This window comes from Flavipsychrobacter sp., from assembly GCA_041392855.1.
GTDB lineage: Bacteria > Bacteroidota > Bacteroidia > Chitinophagales > Chitinophagaceae > UBA5543.
In genome coordinates, this window is the sequence record JAWKLD010000001.1 from 1,929,874 (window position 1) to 1,948,947 (window position 19,074).

A 19,074-nucleotide genomic window follows, 5' to 3' on the forward strand; every position below is an offset into this window, starting at 1 on the left:
AAAAGAACAAAGAATATAATTATTATGGGAAAAATTATTGGCATTGACTTAGGGACTACTAACTCTTGCGTTGCTGTAATGGAGGGTAACGAACCAGTAGTAATAGCAAACGATGAAGGTCGTCGTACAACACCTTCTGTAGTGGCATTTCTAAAAAATGGGGAGCGTAAAGTTGGAGACCCTGCAAAGCGTCAGGCTATCACCAACCCTGCAAACACAATTATGTCTATCAAGCGTTTTATGGGACGCCGATTTGATGAAGTAGGAAGTGAGATGGACCATTCGTCATACAAGATCGTAAAAGGAGATAACAACACACCTAGAGTAGATATCGATGGTCGTATGTATACTCCACAAGAAATTTCAGCTATGATCCTTCAAAAAATGAAGAAAACTGCTGAAGAATTTTTAGGACAAGACGTAGATGAGGCTGTTGTAACTGTACCTGCATACTTTAACGATGCACAACGCCAGGCTACTAAAGAAGCTGGTGAAATTGCAGGCCTTAAAGTTCGTAGAATTATCAACGAACCTACAGCAGCAGCATTGGCTTACGGTTTAGATAAACAAGACAAAGACAGCAAGATAGCAGTATTTGACCTTGGTGGTGGTACGTTCGACGTATCTATCCTAGAGTTGGGTGACGGCGTATTTGAAGTAAAATCTACTAACGGTGATACTCACCTTGGTGGTGATGACTTTGACCAAGTGATCATGGACTGGTTAGCAGAAGAGTTCAAAGCTGATGAAGCTATCGACCTTCGTAAAGACCCAATGGCTTGGCAACGTTTGAAGGAAGCTTCAGAAAAAGCAAAAGTAGAATTGTCTTCATCTCAAGAAACAGAGATCAACCTACCATACATTACAGCTGTAGACGGTGTGCCTAAACACTTGGTACGCAAATTAAGCCGTGCTAAATTTGAGCAACTGGCAGACAGCTTGGTAGAACGTACACTAGAGCCATGCCGCAAAGCATTGAAAGATGCAGGAATGGACGCTAGCGAAGTTGACGAGATCATACTTGTAGGTGGTTCTACTCGTATACCAAAAATCCAAGAAGTTGTTGAGAAGTTCTTTGGTAAAAAACCAAACAAGAGCGTTAACCCAGATGAGGTTGTAGCGATCGGAGCTTCTATACAAGGTGGTGTATTGACAGGTGATGTAAAAGATGTATTGCTTCTTGACGTCACTCCACTATCTCTAGGTATTGAGACTATGGGTGGCGTTATGACCAAGTTGATCGAAGCAAATACTACTATACCTTCTAAGAAAAGTGAAGTATTCTCTACTGCTGCTGACAACCAGCCTAGCGTTGAGATCAATGTAATACAAGGTGAGCGCCCTATGGCTAAAGACAATAAGTCTCTAGGACGTTTCATACTTGACGGTATACCTCCTGCACCACGTGGAGTACCTCAGGTAGAGGTTATCTTCGATATCGATGCGAATGGTATCTTAAACGTTACCGCTAAAGATAAAGGTACAGGTAAGCAACAAAACATCCGTATAGAGGCAGGTAGTGGCTTGAGCAAAGAGGAAATAGAACGCATGAAGGATGAAGCGAAAGCTAACGAAGAGGCAGATAAGCAAGTACGTGAGCGCGTAGAAAAGCTTAATATGGCTGATGGTCTTGTATTCAATTCTGAAAAACAATTGAAAGACTATGGTGATAAGATTCCTGAAGCTGAGAAGAAAACAATAGAAGAGGCTGTAGCTACACTAAAAGAGGCTCATAAAAATGAAGATCTTGCAGCTATTGACACAGCAACTGAAGCGCTTAATAAAGCATGGGAAGCTGCTAGCCAACATATCTATCAAGCACAGCAAGAAGCAGGTGGCGCACAGCCCGGTGCTGAAGGTGCTGCTCCAAACGACGGAGAAGAAACAGTAGCTGATGCTGAATATGAAGAAGTAAAAGAAGAAGACGCTAAGTAATCATCTTAACATAACACTTCTAACGCCTGACCACATAATGGTCAGGCGTTTTTATTATACGTGGTATTGGGTATACTAAAATACTGGTAACGGGGTATAGCTAAGCAGTACTGAATAAAGGAGCTTTGTATCAAACAAATAGTTATGAAACATTTACTACTTTCTATCCTACTCTTTACAAGCCTTTGTACCTATGGGCAACAAACTTTCTCTTGGTCAAAAATTGCCGACTACCCCTACAAAGCTTGGGGGATGAATGCTTGTGGTCATAATGGATACTTATACACTTTTAGCAACTGCGGTGGCGGAAACAATACATTATACCGTTATAGCCCTACTGCCGACAAATGGGATACCTTAGCGAAACTAACCGGCGGGATCATTTGTAATACAGCAATCTCAGGCGTTGGTGGCAAATTATACCTAACCAGTGCAGGCGGCGTACAGATATATGATATAGCGGCAAACACATGGGGCAGTTCACCAATAGCGCTCCCAACGGGTTTTAAACATAGTGGAGCTTCTGCTATTGTAGTTGGTACAGACATTTATTACATAGGAGGTGGCGCTACCAAAAATCTTTTCAAACTAAGCACTACTACTCAGACCTTTTCCAGCTTGGCAGATATGAATGAACAAAGAGAGAATGCACAGGTAGTTTATCAAAACAATAAGATATATGCTCTAGGCGGCAGAAAGTCTGGCAACGGTCTTACCAGCGGTGAAGTTTATGATATAACCAATAATAGCTGGACAACACTAACCAGCACTTTTGAAAAAAGGTATTTTGGCTATGCTATTGCAGATGCCGACTATATATACCTTATGGGAGGTGAAACAGGCACCAACTCCTTTAAGTATAAAACTATTGAGCTCTTCAACCCCACCAACGGTTCTGTTACAATAATGAACTCTGCAGTAAACGACATGAATAGAGAGCATACTGCTTTTGCCTTGGGTATAGCAGGGGGCAAGCTGATAGCAGCTGCCGGTTATACCAACACACCTAACAATGCTACTACCGACTACTGTGAGGCTGCTAACTTCACTTCAACAGTGGGTATATGGCAACATATTGCTCAGCAACTATCTTTCAATGTTTACCCCAACCCTGCCCACAATACAATAAACATAACACTATCCCACCCTGAGTTTGTAAACACTGTAAGCTTATACAATGTTACTGGGCAACTTGTAGGTATTGATAAAACATCTTCTAAGAAGAATATAACTTTGAATATATCAGAACTGCCCTCAGGCACTTATTTCATTAAAGCAGAAGGAAAGTCTGGCATACATACAGAGCCGATACAGATCCTTCACTAAATATATTAATTTCTATATCCAATAAGAGCTAACCTTTAGGTTAGCTCTTATTTATTTCATCATACACACGTGAAAATCCGTTTGTGGTATTTTCTTTACCCCAACCTGCCTAAGCATGGTTACTAGCTGCCCACGATGGTAGGTGGCATGGTTGAAGACTTGAGTTAAACAAGCAGTAACAGGTAGTTTATACGATCGTTTCTTGAGGTCGTAATACTGTACCACTTGCGTTAAAGCACTATCATTATACTTTTGCTCAACGAATACAAGTAAGCTTTTTGACGCCTCTTCCCATTTGGCTATAGCTGCTTCAAAATCTCCATCAAACACTCCTTCCGCCCATATCGGTCTTTCTACCAATGCCAATCGTTGTAACCATATATCTTCTGCACTCCACATATGGTACACGGTTTTACGTATAGTTGGGAAACTACTGTTCATTTCAGTATCCAGCTGCTCTTCTGTCAAGCTCCTTAACGTCTTGATAAACAGCTTGTTTGCCCATATATTATATTTTGCCAACTTTATCAGATAGTCTTTCATTAGCTTATTGTTATTATAAATACATAAAGATAAAACAACTCTTTACCTATTAGTGAATTAGTCTTACCTATACAATACAAGTAAAAACCCATTTACTGTCTTCTGTTTCTTATTTTTGTAGGATAATTATCTAAAAATGTCTGATATTCCAAACAAAGGTTTTGAGACCATCTGCATACATGGTGGCCACCAAAAAGATAAAAACAGAGCACACCTTACACCAATATATGCCAGCAGTACTTACACTTTTGATAGTGCAGAGCAAGCCGTAAACATTTTTCAGGGAAAAGAAGAAGGTTATGTTTATGGTCGTTTTGGCAACCCTACCATAAGAGAAGCCGAAGAAAAGATAGCGTTAATGGAAGCCTATGGCTTACAAGAATCTAATGGTGATAATTTGCAATTAAAAGCCATACTGCATTCTTCAGGCATGGCCGCTATTACCACCATGCTATTAAGCAACCTGAAGGCAGGAGAAAAGATCATCACACATTACTCTTTGTACGGAGGCACTCAAGAGCTAATAGATAAGGTACTACCTGACATGGGTATTGAGGTTATTATTACCGACTTCAATAACTTGGAAAAAGTTGAAGCCGCTATACAGGCTGATAGCGCTATCAACCTAATGTATATAGAAACACCTGCAAACCCAACACTGCAATGTGTAGACCTGCAGGCACTAAGCTCTTTAGGAAAGTCTTATGGGCTGATCGTATGTGCTGACAATACATTTGCCACACCATACCTACAGCAGCCTTTTAAGTACGACGTTGATTATGTAATACATAGCACCACAAAATTCCTTAATGGCCATGGTACTGCTATAGGAGGCATACTACTAGGTAGAGATCTGGAGAAGATGAATACGGTGATCACTAAAAAGCATAGGTTACTTGGAGCTAATAGCAATGCTTTTGATGCTTTTGTATTGACCAACGGACTACGTACGCTTTCTCTACGTATGGACAAACACTGTAGCAATGCAGAGCAGGTAGCTGCATTTTTAAGCACACACCCTGCCATACAAACCGTTAACTATCTAGGGTTGGAAACACATCCTCACCACCACATAGCAAAAGGGCAAATGAAACATGCTGGTGCTTTAATGAGCTTTGAACTGAAAGGAGGTTATGAAGCAGGTGTTGCCTTTATGAATAAACTTAAACTTTGTACCAATGCTGTTTCACTGGGCACTTGTGACACACTAATATCTCACCCGGCGTCTACAACCCACGTGGGTGTAAAACCTGAAGACAGAATAAAATATGGTATAACAGACGGACTGATAAGACTAAGCGTGGGCTTAGAAACTACAGGGGACATAATAGAAGACCTAAAGCAGGCTATGACCAATTAGCTCACTACCCCCTTAGAACAGTTCAACCTGTTTACACGACATGATTTTGTAAAAAATAAATTATCGAAATAAAGAAAGTAATATAGTTATGAGAACAGTATATGTAGTAGATGCAATAAGAACACCGATAGGCAGGTATGGTGGTGCATTAAGCACAGTTCGCCCGGATGATATGTTAGCTCACGTTATCAAAACTTTAATAGAACGCAACCCTTCTATCGATGTAAATGAAATAGAAGATGTAATAGCAGGAGCTGCCAACCAAGCAGGAGAAGATAATCGTGATGTTGCTCGAATGGCTGCTTTATTAGCAGGCTTACCTGTTACTGTAGGTGGCAATACCGTGAACCGTTTATGTGCATCGGGCTTACAGGCTATTATGGATGCCTCTCGTGCTATTATGTGTGGAGATGGAGAAATATACATAGCTGGCGGCGTTGAAAGTATGAGTAGAGCACCTTTTGTGATGGCTAAATCAGAAAAGGCTTTCGGACGTGCACCCGAGTTATATGATACTACTTTAGGCTGGCGTTTTGTGAACAAAGCACTAAGCGCACTACACCACCCTTATAGCATGGGCGAAACCGCAGAAAATGTTGCAGAGCGATATAATGTATCCCGTGAAGCACAAGACAAATTTGCTTTGCAAAGTCAACAACGCTACACTGCTGCAAAGGCAGCTAATAAATTTGCCGATGAAATAACACCGGTTACTGTAGACCTAGGCCGCGGTAAAACAATGGTGGTAGATACAGATGAACATCCTCGTGAGTCTACATTGGAAAAACTAGCTACACTAAAAGCTGCATTTAAAAAAGACGGTACTGTTACAGCCGGCAACTCCAGCGGTATCAACGACGGTGCAGCAGCTATGATATTAGCCTCTGAAGAGGCGGTAAAGAAATATAACCTAAAGCCATTAGCCAAAATAAAAAGTATGGCTATAGCAGGTGTAGACCCTGCTGTAATGGGGATAGGACCTATACCTGCATCTCAAAAAGCGCTAAAGCGTGCAGGGCTGGAAGCTAAAGACCTTGACCTTGTAGAATTGAATGAAGCATTTGCCGCTCAAAGCATCCCTTGTATGCAAGAGCTTGGTCTTGACGTAGAAAAAGTAAATGTAAACGGCGGTGCAATAGCATTAGGACACCCTCTAGGTTGTAGTGGTACTCGTATCTCAACAACTCTACTTTACGAAATGAAAAAAAGAGGTAGCAAATATGGCTTGGCAACGATGTGTATTGGTGTAGGCCAAGGAGCTGCAATGATATTTGAAGGCGTTTAAAATATTGGCATGAAAAAACTACTTATAATAACACTTACTGTTTTTGCAAGTATGTCTACCCCTGCTATTGCTCAAACAGTTACTTACGGCAATACCAACACCTGGTTCTTGTTAATGAATAGGTTCTATCTGTCCGACAAGTTTACGATAAGTAATGAGCTACATGAGCGTACAGGGGCTTTTTTACATGACCAAGCCACTTTCATCTTTCGCCCTTCGGTAGACTACTCTTTGAATAACAACACTGAAGTTTCCGTGGGCTATTCTTATGTACGCTCTACACCTTACCTGCCTTATAGCTTACAAATACCTATTAATGAGCACAACATATGGGAGCAGATATTATTAAAGTTCAATGCGGGCAAAGTGCATATCATGAATCGTATCCGCTTCGAACATCGTTTCATTGATAATGTAGTAGTATACTATCCGAATGTCAATCCACTTTCTAGAGTTGAGGGCACTAAATATGCTAATCGCTTTCGTTTCCGTTTCAATCTAAGTTTTGATCTTGCCAAGATAAACAAGGGAAAGCATACTATTTTTGTCAATGCATTTGATGAAGCATGGATCAATCAATCGGACAACCTAATGCCGACAAACATGGGACGAAATTGGATATATACAGGTTTAGGGTACAAGTTCAATAAAGACTTCAATATTCAACTAGCACACTTACACCAATATGATAGAGTAGGGAATAACAACTATATTTCATCCTCTATCATTCAGCTTTCCCTATTTAAAAACTTTACTCTTTATAAGAGCAAAGCAGTAACAGAACAATAGTAAAAAGCAAACAATATATTAGTAGTAAAATTATAGCGCTTTGAAAAAGATAGATATACATACACACATAATGCCTGAACATATTCCTGACTACTTTAAAAAGTTTGGATATGGCGATTTCATTCATTTAGAGCACCACAAACCTTGCTGTGCCAGAATGATAAAAGGAGACAAGTTCTTCAGAGAAGTACAGGATAACTGTTGGGAACCTAATGCACGTACAAAGGAGATGGACATGACAGAAGTAGATGTGCAAGTATTATCTACTATCCCAGTTTTGTTCAACTACTGGGCAAAACCCGAACATGGCTTAGAGACCTCTCGTTTTTTCAACGACCACATCGCACAATGTGTAGAACACCACCCTACACGTTTTGTAGGCTTGGGCACAGTACCATTACAAGATGTGGATCTGGCAATAAAAGAGATGGAACGCTGTGTGAAAGAACTGAAAATGCCAGGCTTAGAAATAGGTTCTAACATTAATAATAAAAATTTAAGCGACCCTTATTTTGAACCATTTTGGCAAGCTGCCGAAGAGCTAGGATGTTGCCTATTCATACATCCTTGGGAAATGATGGGCGAAGACCTAATGAGCAAATACTGGTTACCTTGGCTAGTAGGTATGCCCGCAGAAACAGCACGTGCTATTAGCTCCATGATATTTGGAGGAGTATTTGAACGCCACCCTAACCTTCGTGTATCTTTTGCACATGGTGGTGGTAGCTTCCCCTTCACAGTTGGACGTATAGAGCATGGCTTTAATGTTCGCCCTGACCTATGTGCTATTGACAACGAAGTAAACCCTCGTGAGTATCTTGGCAAATTCTGGATAGATGCATTGACACATGATGACAAAGCACTGGAATATATAGTTGACGTTATGGGCGAAGATAAAGTTTGCATGGGTAGCGACTACCCTTTCCCGCTTGGAGAACACCACCCTGGCAAACTAATAGAAAGCATGGATGTATTTTCTCAAACACAGAAAGACAAGCTACTTTTTGAGAATGCCATGAACTGGATGAACATCTCTGCAGATAGATTTAAATAAATAAAAGCCCCTCTGTTTATAAGTTAGACAACTTAAACTAGAGGGGTTTTACAGCACCTGCGCATGCAGGTTCCTTTTTACATCTGGTCAATGTATATGAGGGAATCTTTAGTCTTCATTATCCGGCATTGCCTACTCTTTTCATTTCATCAGTTGCTCCACCCTTTCTTTTTCTAGTCTGTGGCACTGTTTGTTTTCCAAAACGATAACTGAAAGTGATAGACACCTGCCTGCTTTCTCTTTTCACTACAAAATCTTCTTGATAAGCATTGTAGGTAGATGTTGCCCTAGGCAACCCTTTCCAGAAAAGGTCATTTACATTTAAGCGGATCGTACCTTTATTTTTAAACACTTGTTTTTGCAACCCTGCATTTAGCATCCACATGGGCTCCAATTCCATAAAGCCATACACCTGTTTTGCTTGATACCAAAACCCAAGCTCTGCTCTGAACCCCATTGGTAGTGTGAAATTATTATTGGAACTTACTGTAAATGCAGGAGTACCATTGCTTAGGTTTGTATTGGCTAAAAAGCCTTGATAATGCAAGTAGTATAGGCTTATATTACTCACATTACTCCACCATTTAGTTATCTGAAATGGGTAAGCCCCTGTCAAACCATAATAATGCATGGTTGCTAAATTCTTATCTGTTTGCACAGTTACAGAATCTTCTGTTTCACTTGGCTGTATTACCTGAGTTATATTATTAGTTGTAACGCTATAGCCTATTGAGGTCACAAACTTCTTTTTAAAGATATGTGATGCCTCTACAGAATAGGTTAGTGCTGGGTTTAAATAAGGATAACCTTCTCGGTATGTGGTATTATCAATAAAGAACTTAAATGGATTTAACTGTTGGTAATTGGGTCGTTGTATCCTTCTGCTAAGTGTTACCCCTAGATCATGTTTTTTACTAATTGTTCGTTGAACGGCTACACTTGGGAATAGCTGTGTATAATTCCTTTTAAAAGTACTGTCGAGTGTCACTTGCTCCGCTTCTATATTTGTATGTTCAACACGTAAGCCTATTTGTGTACTCCACTTATCCCATTTTTTGTTTAGGTTAAGGTAACCGGCATTAATATTTTCTCTGTAAATAAAGTGGTTACTTCTTTTTACATCCAATAAAAAGTCGCCTGTAGTTTTTTCATAGAATAGTGGGCGATTATTTGAGGTAACATAGCTTGTTTTTATACCCGCTTCAAACGCTGCTTTATTTTTTAAAGGCAAAGAGTAATCTGTTTTAAAAGAACGTATTTGAGTTAAACCAACCAGATCGCTTCTCATATAATAATTGGGCTGATAGCTCGCGCCATTAGGACTGAGGTAAACAGTTTCGAAATTCTGGTTCGATTCATTCCAGTATCTTGCATAGTCTACATCAACACTCAGCTGTTGCCCCTTATCATCAAAATTATGTCTAAGGTTAGCATTGGCCGAATAGTTGTAATAATCTTGTCGGTGATTACCTGTAGTGATGAATCTATACAATGTATTTTTATTACCATCTAATGCACTAGAATGATTATTAGCCTTCGGACTAAACCCATTTGTACCTACAGTACCTGATATACCTACAGTTGTCTTTTTAGAGAGTGTATAATCTATCCCCATAGACCCTACATGGTTTAATGAAGTCCCTTTAGTAAAATTATCCTGCATGTAAGAAAACTGGGCAACATCATTATTATCGTAGAACCTTCTGTCTAAAACTAAATGGTTAAAAAAGGCTCGACTTGCATAGTTGTAACTGACGTAGCTACTAATTTTTTTTGTCCTATAGTTTAAATTAAAACCTATAGATGCTTTAGGGTACACGCCTTGTGCATAAGAAGCATTGGCACTGCCGTTCATCCCTAAACGTTTATCTCTTTTTGTTTTTATATTAATAATACCCGCAGTACCTGCAGCATCATATTTAGCGCCAGGATTACTAATTATTTCTATTTTACTGATCGTATTTGAAGGCATGCTCTTTAGCATATTTGCCAAATCAGTTCCAGATAACACCATCTGCTTACCATCTACCATTACAGTAACACCTTGCTTGCCTTTCACACTTATATTATCATTGTTATCAACGTTTACGTATGGAGAACGTGACAACACTTCTAAAGCTGTAGCACCAGAATTAACAATACTATTCTCCACATTCACTACTAGTTTATCTGCAAAGACCTCAATCAAAGGTTTAGTTCCTCTAACGGTTACTTCTTTCATTGCCTTATTCTTCCTCTTCATCACCAATGCCCCTACATCTACGCTCTTGCTAACAACTATTGCTTTACTGTATTCATTATAACCTATCATTGTTACCTTCAGTTGATAGCTACCTTCCTGAACATTATTCAAATTAAAAGCTCCAGTTTCGTCAGACAATGTAGAACTAACCAACTCTTTCTTATCCGTTATCAACAATACACTTGCCGCAACTATTTCCTTTCCGTCATCATCTGTTACTACACCTGTAATATTGTGGGCAAAAACACTGTTATAGGTAACGCAAAAAGTAAGTAGAAACAGCCAGAAAGTTTTCATTGACATCATAATTAATTGTTTACAAGTCAAATGTAGGCGCCAAGGAATTATCAGCTATACCCCAACTTGGGGGATATGCTATTTTTGACGCCCCCCATTTAGGGGGATTTATTTATATCATATGTAGCAGTGCTCATAAGGTTTGTGTATTTTTAGATACATCTAATAGCAATAATATCATTGTCAAAGACCTTTTTATACCTACTCGTAATACTTTCTTTTAGCATCATTACCAACAGTAATGCACAGCGATACCCTTTCTATAATCTAAGTGTAGAAAACGGGTTGATACAATCGCAGGTGACCGCAATAGAACAAGATGCTATGGGGCATTTATGGATGGGCACCATAGGAGGGCTGGCCAAATATGATGGCAAAACATTTACGAACTATACTATAAGAGACGGACTATTAAATAATAGCATAACAGCACTTGGTATAGACAAACAAAATCAAATATGGATAGGCGGACCTAATGGCGTAACAAAATATAACGGTCGCGAGTTTAAACATTTTATTTTCAGAGCACCTGAAAATGCTAATGCCAATGCTGTTTCTAAACTAAAGGTAGCTCCTAATAATACCATATGGTGCATAGTGGCAGGTAGTGTTTTTTCTATAAAAGACAACCAGTACAAAGAACTCCCCTTACCCAACCTCAACGCTGGGGCTTTAAGCATACTACCTACCAAAGACCGATTATATATAGCTACAAACTATGGGCAGATCTACACCTATAATAATAGCAAGTGGGATAGCATTACATATAACTATCCATTAGTAAGCAATCACGCCATCAATACAACACAAATATTTGAAGACCACAAAAACAAGATATGGCTTACAGGTAATGCAGGTCTTTTTTATATCGAAAACGACACAATAAAGAGAGCACCTGTAAAACGATCTGATATTAAAAACTGGCCTTTCATTATTAGTATTTCTGAAGGGCATGATGGTGCACTTTGGATGGGATCAACGGGGGCATTACAATATAAAGACTCAATAATATCCAGTTACGACAAAAACAATGGTTTTACCGAAAGTGTAACAAGGTGTATTAAAACAGATAAAGAAGGTAATATTTGGTTTGGCACAAACGGTAATGGGATCTTTCGTTTCTCGGGAGGGCAATTTTCTATAGTTGATGAAAAGACAGGACTAGATAATGAGCAAGTAATGGCCATCGCTGCTACACCAAAAGGACGTGTTTATTTTGGTACGTATTTAGGTGGCGTATATTATTACGAGCATGGCATAGTAAATAAGTACACCCTTCCGCTCCCAAAAAATATTACAGTTCAGGCTATTGATATAAAAAACAGTGACGACATATGGCTTGGCACCAACGGGTTTGGCTTAATGAGAAATGTAAAAGGCGAACTCAGAAAATACACAACCCCACTTATACCTAGCAATACGATAGTTACTTTATATAGAGACTCCGAAGATAGATTATGGATAGGCACTGGGTACGGAGCTACTATCTATCATGACGAAAAATTCACCCCAGTAGGCAACGCAAAAAATGTAGTTTCTGCTTTTATAACCATTGGCGCAGATAGTGTATTGATGGCGACTTCCGCAGGCATGCAGCTATATGACAATAAAGAAGTAACACCTTTTATAACATCATCTGCAGCAGATAGCTCCAATGCACAATGCTTTGCTATAAGTAAAAGTAAACTTTGGATAGGCACAACAGACAATGGTGTTATTTGTTATGACTTAAAAACAAAAGAATCTTTTACTATTAATAAAAGCAATGGACTAAAATCAGACTTTGTATACAACATCATTACTGACAACGATCATAATATTTGGGTAGGTACTGGCTATGGTATTCATAAAATAGAACTAAGAAACACACTACCTACTGTAACTTTCTATGGCAGAGGACAAGGCGTTTATGGCATGGAAAGCAACCAAAACGCAGTGTATAAAATGTCTGATGGAAGTATATGGTTTGGTACAACTAAAGGAGCATTACATTACCAACCTAAAATGCATGCGGTAAAAGCTAAACCTGTAAGCATTGTACTACAGTCTGTTAAGTTATTTGGCAATAACATAACTGACACAAGCTATTACGATAGTCTTAGCAGCTGGTATAACATACCACAAAATCTAGTATTACCTTATAAGAAAAACAACCTCACTTTTACTTTTCAAGCTATTACCATGAGTGGCTTGGAACCTATACAATACAAGTATAAAATAGACGGTCTTGATGCCCCTTGGTCAGACTGGACATCTCTTAATTCCATCACCTACTCTGCATTACAACCTGGCAATTATACACTAAGAGTAATTACGAATGCAACAGATAGCACTAACTCAAAAGAACTAACCTACTCCTTTAGCATAGTAGCTCCTTTCCACAAAACTAGCTGGTTTCGACTACTCATACTATTAGGCTGTATACTTCTAGGAATTAGTTTTCAGTATATCATCAACAAAAGGAAACAAAACAGATTAGCACTATTAGAACGTTTAAGAAAAGAAGAACAAAACAAAGTAAGAGACCGTACTGCTGAAGATTTTCATGATGAAGTTGGCAATAAATTGACCAGAATAAATGTACTCACCAATGTACTCAAGTCAAAAAATAGCAACTTAAGCCCTGAAAGCAAACGTATACTTGATCTCATACAGTTCAATACCGGAGAATTATATAATGGCACAAGAGATATACTTTGGTCTTTAAAGCCATCAAACGATAACTTGTTTGAGATCATTAACAGAATCAGAGACTTTGGAGAGGACCTATTCTCTGAAACAGAGATAAACTTTGAATACGCAAAGACCGATGAGCGCTTCCGTAACTATAGACTGCCACTTGATGTTAGTAGAAATGTGATTATGATCTTTAAGGAAGCCATGAACAATAGTTTAAAATATGCAATCCCCCATACAGTAAAAATGGAAGCAGCTCTGAAACCTGATCATATACTACAAATAATACTCTCTGATGATGGCAAAGGTTTTGATATAGAAACTGTAGAACGAGGTAACGGTTTGCACAACATGGAAAATAGAGCGAAAAGAATAAATGGCAAACTCTATATAGATTCTTTTAAAAACAAAGGCACAGCAATAAGCCTTAGCTTCAAATTACAAGCACCTAGCAAAAAATAACCTGTTTAGGGTGACATATAATAGTATAATATTTAGGATATTTGTAATAAGCCATTTACTACAGTTATGACCAAAGATTTTGACATTAATGTATGTATCATAGAAGATGATGCCACGATAAGAGAAGGATATGAATACCTAATTAATGATACTTCAGGCTATAAAGTAGTAGGCAGTTATTCATCTTATGAAAATGCGGCTAAGAAAATAGCTAAAGATAACCCCGACGTAATTCTACTTGATGTAGAACTACCAGGCCTTTCAGGCATCGATGCAATCCCTAAAATAAAAAAGATCGTTCCTGAAGCACACATACTTATACTGACTGTATATGAACAGGACATTCTAATATTTAGAGCTTTAGGAAATGGTGCTGCTGGCTATCTAACTAAAAACACTCCTCACGAAAAAATCATCAACTCTATTAGAGAAGTAATGACGGGTGGTGGACCCATGAGCGCTAATATAGCACGAATGGTCATTCAATCTTTTCAACGCAATGAAGAGTCTCCACTCACAAGAAGAGAAACAGAAATACTAGAACAAATTTCTACTGGTAAAAGTAGAAAACGAATTGCCGAAGAGTTGTTCATTGATCTAGAAACTGTTAAGTCTCACATAAAAAACATCTACAGCAAGTTAGACGTTCACTCAAAAGCTGATGCGATAAAGACAGCAAGAGATAACAAGTATATCTAAAAAATATTTTTTTCGGTCAGGCAACCTTTCTTCAATGTCTTGCATTTAGATAAGTATAAAGCACATACTATACAATATCTAAAAACAATAGACATGAAAAACTTTTTATTAGTAGCGTTACTTTTTATAGCTACGGGCACAACGGCTCAAACACCAAAATGTGGCTATACTGATATTATAAAACAGTATGAGAAAGTTGACCCTACCTACAAGCAGAGGACAGATCAATTATTTAAGCAAATTGCTACCAATAGTGCTTCAAAAACAACAACTGAAGTGTACCGTATACCTATTGTATTTCATGTGGTGTACAAAACTCAGGAGCAAAATGTGAGCGATCCCGTATTGCAAAACCAACTACAAATACTAAATGATGCTTATAGGCATAGACATAGTGATATTGGCAAACTTCGTGAAGTATTTAAGCCTTTTGCAGCAGATGCTCGTATAGAGTTTTATTTGGCAACACGTGACCCAAACGGCTTACCAACTACAGGTATCACAAGAACAAAAACTAATATTACTCGCTTTGGGGATTATGTAAATGATACCACTTTTAATTCTCTGGAACGCATCAAACAAACCGACAAAGGAGGTATCTCTCCATGGCCTACTGATAAATATCTTAATATTTGGATCGGTGACATAGGAGACTCTACACATGGGATACCAGTTTTGTTAGGATATGCTACACCTCCTATGGATCCATTACCCCCTAACTGGATAGATGCTGAGTGGCCTGAATTAATCGACGGAGTTGTACTTCAATACCAAGCAGTAGGTAATAACAATCCTCACAATGGAGATCTACAAGGGTTGGCAACGGCAGGCCGTATCATGGTACATGAAATTGGACATTATCTTGGACTAAGACATATATCTGGAGACGCAGCAGGCACTTCTAAAGCTTGCACCCATGACGGAGACGATGGTATAGCAGACACTCCTCCTCAAGGCATGCAGTCAAACATGGTGGTAGATTGTCCTTCTCCTACTCAAAATACGTGTAATGCTGCTTTACCAGGCGACCTTCCTGACATGTGGGAGAACTATATGGACTATTCTAATGATAAGTGCCAGTCACTATTCACAAAAGGGCAGACTACAATGATGCGTGTAGTACTTGAAAACCAAAGAAAAAAGCTAATAAGCTATCAAAGCACATCAATAACAAATCTAATGAGCAATGATAATATTAGCATATATCCTCAACCTGCTCATAATGTCTTAAATGTAGATTATACAGGAGCTATTTCAAGCCTGCAAATCTATAATATGGTAGGGCAAAATGTTTTAACTCAAAAAAATGGCACTACACGACAAATAGATATTAGCTCTTTACCTACAGGTAGTTATATACTACAGCTAAAAACAAAAGAAGGAACTATGCGCTCTAAAAAGCTTATCATTCAACGATAGCCTATCTCTAAGAAGACTACCTACAAAGCGCTAAGCCTACTTAATAGGCTTAGCGCTTTTTTTATTAAACAGCAGTAAGAGGCAGTATAACAGGCAATTATTAACACCACCTTTAAAAAATTATATATGTTATACCAGACAAAGTTGTTATTTTGTTTGTAAATTGTATGTAGCTATGAAAAATAGCTATTACATTTGCTAACCCGTGAATTAAAGTCACACTTAACCTGATGTTGCGTACGATATTATTAGTCATAGCTGGTGTTCTTTCTGTAATTCTATACAGAATGCTAAGCAAGGGTGGTAAAACCTACTCTTATGACCGTACCCAATCTATTTCCTTTTTATCCGACGGATCGGAGCACGTAGTACAAAATACAGGTGTAGGCTCTATAATTATCACGAGTAAAACTGTTATGATAGACGGGCTTGAATACATTTATAAGCCATCTAACAATGAACCAGTACAAGCTATACTAGACTATGACGAGACGGGTCTAAGAAGCGTTCGTGTTTTGCTTGCAGAAGGAGAGACACAATACTTTATCAACCGCAATCCTGCTATGACTACGGCATAGTTACATCCTCTGAATTTCTTCAGCCATTTCCGTATTTCGGTCTTTCTTAGTTTTCTTGCCAATATTATAAGAAAAACTCAATGCTACATTTTGAGTATTGAAACGGGTTTTATCATTACTTATAGTTTGCTCTATTTGAGCGTATGTATTGATGGTGTACAACCCAAAGGGATCGCTTAGATTAAGTTTTAATGTACCTGCATCATCCAACACTTTTTTGGACAAGCTAGCATTGGTAAACAAGAATGAGTCAACATGACCAAAGGGTGTGATATTAGGTCCCATATATTGAGCATTAACTGAAGCATACCAACCTTTTTTGAAGTAAAACTGACTATCAATTTTCACCGTATAACCCCATGCACTACTATCTACCATTTGGCTTCCTATCTTCCCATTAAATGCAGTGTAATAACCGCCTCCTGTACATGTTAGCAACCATTCTTTCACTATCGGTAATCGTAAATACATAGACAAGTCTACCGTAGTTCTATTAGCATTATTGGTTGTAGAGTAATTACTAATGTTAGTCTGTTTATCTAATGTAAAAACACGAGTAAACACATTTGTATTTCTAGCAAACCCTAAGGTGGTTATCAGCTTATTTTTATAGCTGTGTTTTAGCTGAATATTATCGCTATACTCTGGCTGTAGCAGAGGGTTACCTACTGCATAATTATACTGTGATACAAAACGAGTAAACGGATTTAACTCCCTATAAAAAGGTCTTTTTATCCTTCTTCCATAATTACACTCTATACTATTGTTACTGTCTACTTTATAACTTACGAATACTGTTGGAAATAAATTGAACCTGTTTCTGCTGAACTTTTTATCTTGAAATAATTCATGCCCACTCACAAAAGACAACTCACCTCTTGCACCTATTTGCATTTGCCATTTATCCCAATCCCAAGAAGCATCTAAATATGCTGCGCTTATACTTTCATTGTACAAAAAGTGATTACTTCTTACAGTATCATATCGCCAACTCTGCCCGTCATAACTATTGAACACATTCTTCTCATCGATAGTTACATAACTTGTTTTTGCTCCCGCCTCTATTGTTTTTTTACCTAGCAGACCTTTATAATCCAGTTTAGCTGTATACACATGAGAAGCTACAGGCATTTTATTGTCAAAGATCACAGGACTTGCTATTGCATTCCCAGCCTTATCATAGTTTCTACTATCCAGTTGTTGATAAATATCCTTCCATGTACCAAAATAATCAGCACTAAAATCAATAGACGATTTTTTAGAAAAATCATGTGTTATATAGCTGTTAGCATAGGCATGTTGACGTAAAAAACCATTATCATTAATGGCTTCATTTATGATTTGTATGTTGTCATTATTAATTGCTGATACAGTCCTATCTGTTTCATTATTAGGATGATACACTCCTTTAACAAAAGCACCAATGGTTGTCTTATCAGAAAGATCATAATCAGCGCCAAGCTTTAGATTATAATCATGAAAAGTCTCCCTCATGTATATACTTTCATCAACCTTAGATACCTGTTCATTAGTATGCTCAACAAGCCCTATTCTTATTTGCTCTTTTTCTAAAAAGCTGGAACCACCCCAATAGCCAGGCTGTGCATACAGGTGCCATTTGTCTTTATGAAAATTTATGGTGCTGCTTAAAGAAGAGAAAGGATATACCCCTTGAGAATATCTACCATTTGTACTACTGCTCCACCCTTTAATTTTATTCTTATTCATTTCTAAATTTATGACACCTACATTACCCTCCGCATCATATTTAGCAGATGGCTGTGTCATTATCTCTACTTGCTTCACTTCTTCTGCCGATAAACCTCTTAAATAAGCTACAAGCTCCTCACCATTCATATACGTTGGCTTGTTATCTACCAGTAATACCACACCTTGCTTACCATCAATTGAAACATCACCATTAGGGCTAACAGATACACCTGGCAATTTGCCTAATAGCTCTAGTATATTAATACCTACTTTTTCGCTTTTGCCAACATCTACTATTGTCTTCCCTAATTCTGTCTTTATAAAATCAGTTCTTTCCCTGACTGTTACTCCTGCCAGCTGGTTATCTTTTCTTGTCAGTACTATATTTACGTCTGCTGCGTTGTCTACAATAGATAATGCAGTTCTGCCAGCTTCATATCCAACAGAATTGACATGGAGTATATACTTACCTGCCTTAATGTTTTTTACTTTAAAGGCACCATACTCATCTGTAAGTTCCGTTTTTAGCCAAGAGCTATCTTTAGAAGACAGCACCGAAACCGTTGCTGCAACAATAGGATGATTGTCTTCATCCAACACCTTTCCATTTATAGAATAATCTTGTGCTGATAACGACAGGCTAATAAGAAGCGTAATAGTAGTAATGGCGAATTTCATACCATAAATCTATGTAGATGA

Annotated in this window: 13 protein-coding genes; 10 read left to right on the forward strand and 3 right to left on the reverse strand. The window is 38.2% G+C overall.

Going from position 1 to position 19,074, the window contains the following annotated elements; genetic code table 11:
* Positions 1-24: 24 nt before the first annotated feature.
* Together dnaK and R2800_09020 are read left to right on the forward strand one after the other, a co-directional pair.
* Positions 25-1,935, forward strand: a complete 1,911-nt coding sequence (gene dnaK / locus R2800_09015; GenBank protein ID MEZ5017179.1) for a molecular chaperone DnaK — start codon at positions 25-27, stop codon at positions 1,933-1,935.
* Positions 1,936-2,079: 144 nt separating this feature from the next.
* Entirely contained in the window at positions 2,080-3,261 is a 1,182-nt protein-coding gene (locus tag R2800_09020) for a T9SS type A sorting domain-containing protein (protein MEZ5017180.1), read from the forward strand.
* 51 nt (positions 3,262-3,312) lie between these two features.
* Here the strand turns inward: R2800_09020 and R2800_09025 are convergent, their stop codons facing one another.
* Positions 3,313-3,804: a DinB family protein gene (locus tag R2800_09025; GenBank protein ID MEZ5017181.1), complete on the reverse strand. Its 492-nt coding sequence runs from the start codon at positions 3,802-3,804 to the stop codon at positions 3,313-3,315.
* A gap of 136 nt (positions 3,805-3,940) precedes the next feature.
* Between R2800_09025 and R2800_09030 the strand changes: the two genes are divergently transcribed.
* The 4 genes from R2800_09030 (at position 3,941) to R2800_09045 (ending at position 8,292) form a co-directional block, all read left to right on the forward strand.
* Entirely contained in the window at positions 3,941-5,164 is a 1,224-nt protein-coding gene (locus tag R2800_09030; protein ID MEZ5017182.1) for an aminotransferase class I/II-fold pyridoxal phosphate-dependent enzyme, read from the forward strand.
* Positions 5,165-5,252: 88 nt separating this feature from the next.
* Complete coding sequence (locus R2800_09035) at positions 5,253-6,449, forward strand: acetyl-CoA C-acyltransferase (protein ID MEZ5017183.1); 1,197 nt, start codon at positions 5,253-5,255, stop codon at positions 6,447-6,449.
* Positions 6,450-6,458: 9 nt separating this feature from the next.
* Positions 6,459-7,238 carry a DUF2490 domain-containing protein gene (locus tag R2800_09040; protein ID MEZ5017184.1) on the forward strand — a complete coding sequence of 260 codons (780 nt, stop codon included), beginning with the start codon at positions 6,459-6,461 and terminating at the stop codon, positions 7,236-7,238.
* Positions 7,239-7,278: 40 nt separating this feature from the next.
* Complete coding sequence (locus R2800_09045) at positions 7,279-8,292, forward strand: amidohydrolase family protein (protein MEZ5017185.1); 1,014 nt, start codon at positions 7,279-7,281, stop codon at positions 8,290-8,292.
* A gap of 118 nt (positions 8,293-8,410) precedes the next feature.
* On the opposite strand, the gene R2800_09050 is transcribed toward R2800_09045, so the two are convergent.
* The gene (locus tag R2800_09050; GenBank protein MEZ5017186.1) at positions 8,411-10,840 is read right to left on the reverse strand and encodes an outer membrane beta-barrel protein; all 2,430 of its coding nucleotides are present in this window, start codon (positions 10,838-10,840) and stop codon (positions 8,411-8,413) included.
* A gap of 171 nt (positions 10,841-11,011) precedes the next feature.
* Between R2800_09050 and R2800_09055 the strand changes: the two genes are divergently transcribed.
* The 4 genes from R2800_09055 (at position 11,012) to R2800_09070 (ending at position 16,665) form a co-directional block, all read left to right on the forward strand.
* A complete protein-coding gene (locus R2800_09055) occupies positions 11,012-13,969 on the forward strand; it encodes a two-component regulator propeller domain-containing protein (GenBank protein ID MEZ5017187.1) in 2,958 nt (985 codons plus the stop codon).
* A gap of 66 nt (positions 13,970-14,035) precedes the next feature.
* Positions 14,036-14,668, forward strand: a complete 633-nt coding sequence (locus R2800_09060) for a response regulator transcription factor (protein MEZ5017188.1) — start codon at positions 14,036-14,038, stop codon at positions 14,666-14,668.
* Between the two features lie 93 nt (positions 14,669-14,761).
* Positions 14,762-16,087: a zinc-dependent metalloprotease gene (locus R2800_09065; protein MEZ5017189.1), complete on the forward strand. Its 1,326-nt coding sequence runs from the start codon at positions 14,762-14,764 to the stop codon at positions 16,085-16,087.
* Positions 16,088-16,317: 230 nt separating this feature from the next.
* Positions 16,318-16,665: a hypothetical protein gene (locus R2800_09070; GenBank protein ID MEZ5017190.1), complete on the forward strand. Its 348-nt coding sequence runs from the start codon at positions 16,318-16,320 to the stop codon at positions 16,663-16,665.
* Here the strand turns inward: R2800_09070 and R2800_09075 are convergent, their stop codons facing one another.
* The gene (locus R2800_09075) at positions 16,666-19,053 is read right to left on the reverse strand and encodes an outer membrane beta-barrel family protein (protein MEZ5017191.1); all 2,388 of its coding nucleotides are present in this window, start codon (positions 19,051-19,053) and stop codon (positions 16,666-16,668) included.
* Between the last annotated feature and the right edge of the window lie 21 nt (positions 19,054-19,074).

Bases quoted from the DNA above. Each gene is read 5' to 3' on its own strand.
- R2800_09070 (MEZ5017190.1), top strand. From the start codon at position 16,318: ATGTTGCGTACGATATTATTAGTCATAGCTGGTGTTCTTTCTGTAATT.
- R2800_09040 (MEZ5017184.1), top strand. From the start codon at position 6,459: ATGAAAAAACTACTTATAATAACACTTACTGTTTTTGCAAGTATGTCT.
- R2800_09035 (MEZ5017183.1), top strand. From the start codon at position 5,253: ATGAGAACAGTATATGTAGTAGATGCAATAAGAACACCGATAGGCAGG.
- R2800_09020 (MEZ5017180.1), top strand. From the start codon at position 2,080: ATGAAACATTTACTACTTTCTATCCTACTCTTTACAAGCCTTTGTACC.
- R2800_09065 (MEZ5017189.1), top strand. From the start codon at position 14,762: ATGAAAAACTTTTTATTAGTAGCGTTACTTTTTATAGCTACGGGCACA.
- R2800_09025 (MEZ5017181.1), bottom strand. From the start codon at position 3,804: ATGAAAGACTATCTGATAAAGTTGGCAAAATATAATATATGGGCAAAC.
- R2800_09075 (MEZ5017191.1), bottom strand. From the start codon at position 19,053: ATGAAATTCGCCATTACTACTATTACGCTTCTTATTAGCCTGTCGTTA.
- R2800_09050 (MEZ5017186.1), bottom strand. From the start codon at position 10,840: ATGATGTCAATGAAAACTTTCTGGCTGTTTCTACTTACTTTTTGCGTT.
- dnaK (MEZ5017179.1), top strand. From the start codon at position 25: ATGGGAAAAATTATTGGCATTGACTTAGGGACTACTAACTCTTGCGTT.
- R2800_09060 (MEZ5017188.1), top strand. From the start codon at position 14,036: ATGACCAAAGATTTTGACATTAATGTATGTATCATAGAAGATGATGCC.
- R2800_09030 (MEZ5017182.1), top strand. From the start codon at position 3,941: ATGTCTGATATTCCAAACAAAGGTTTTGAGACCATCTGCATACATGGT.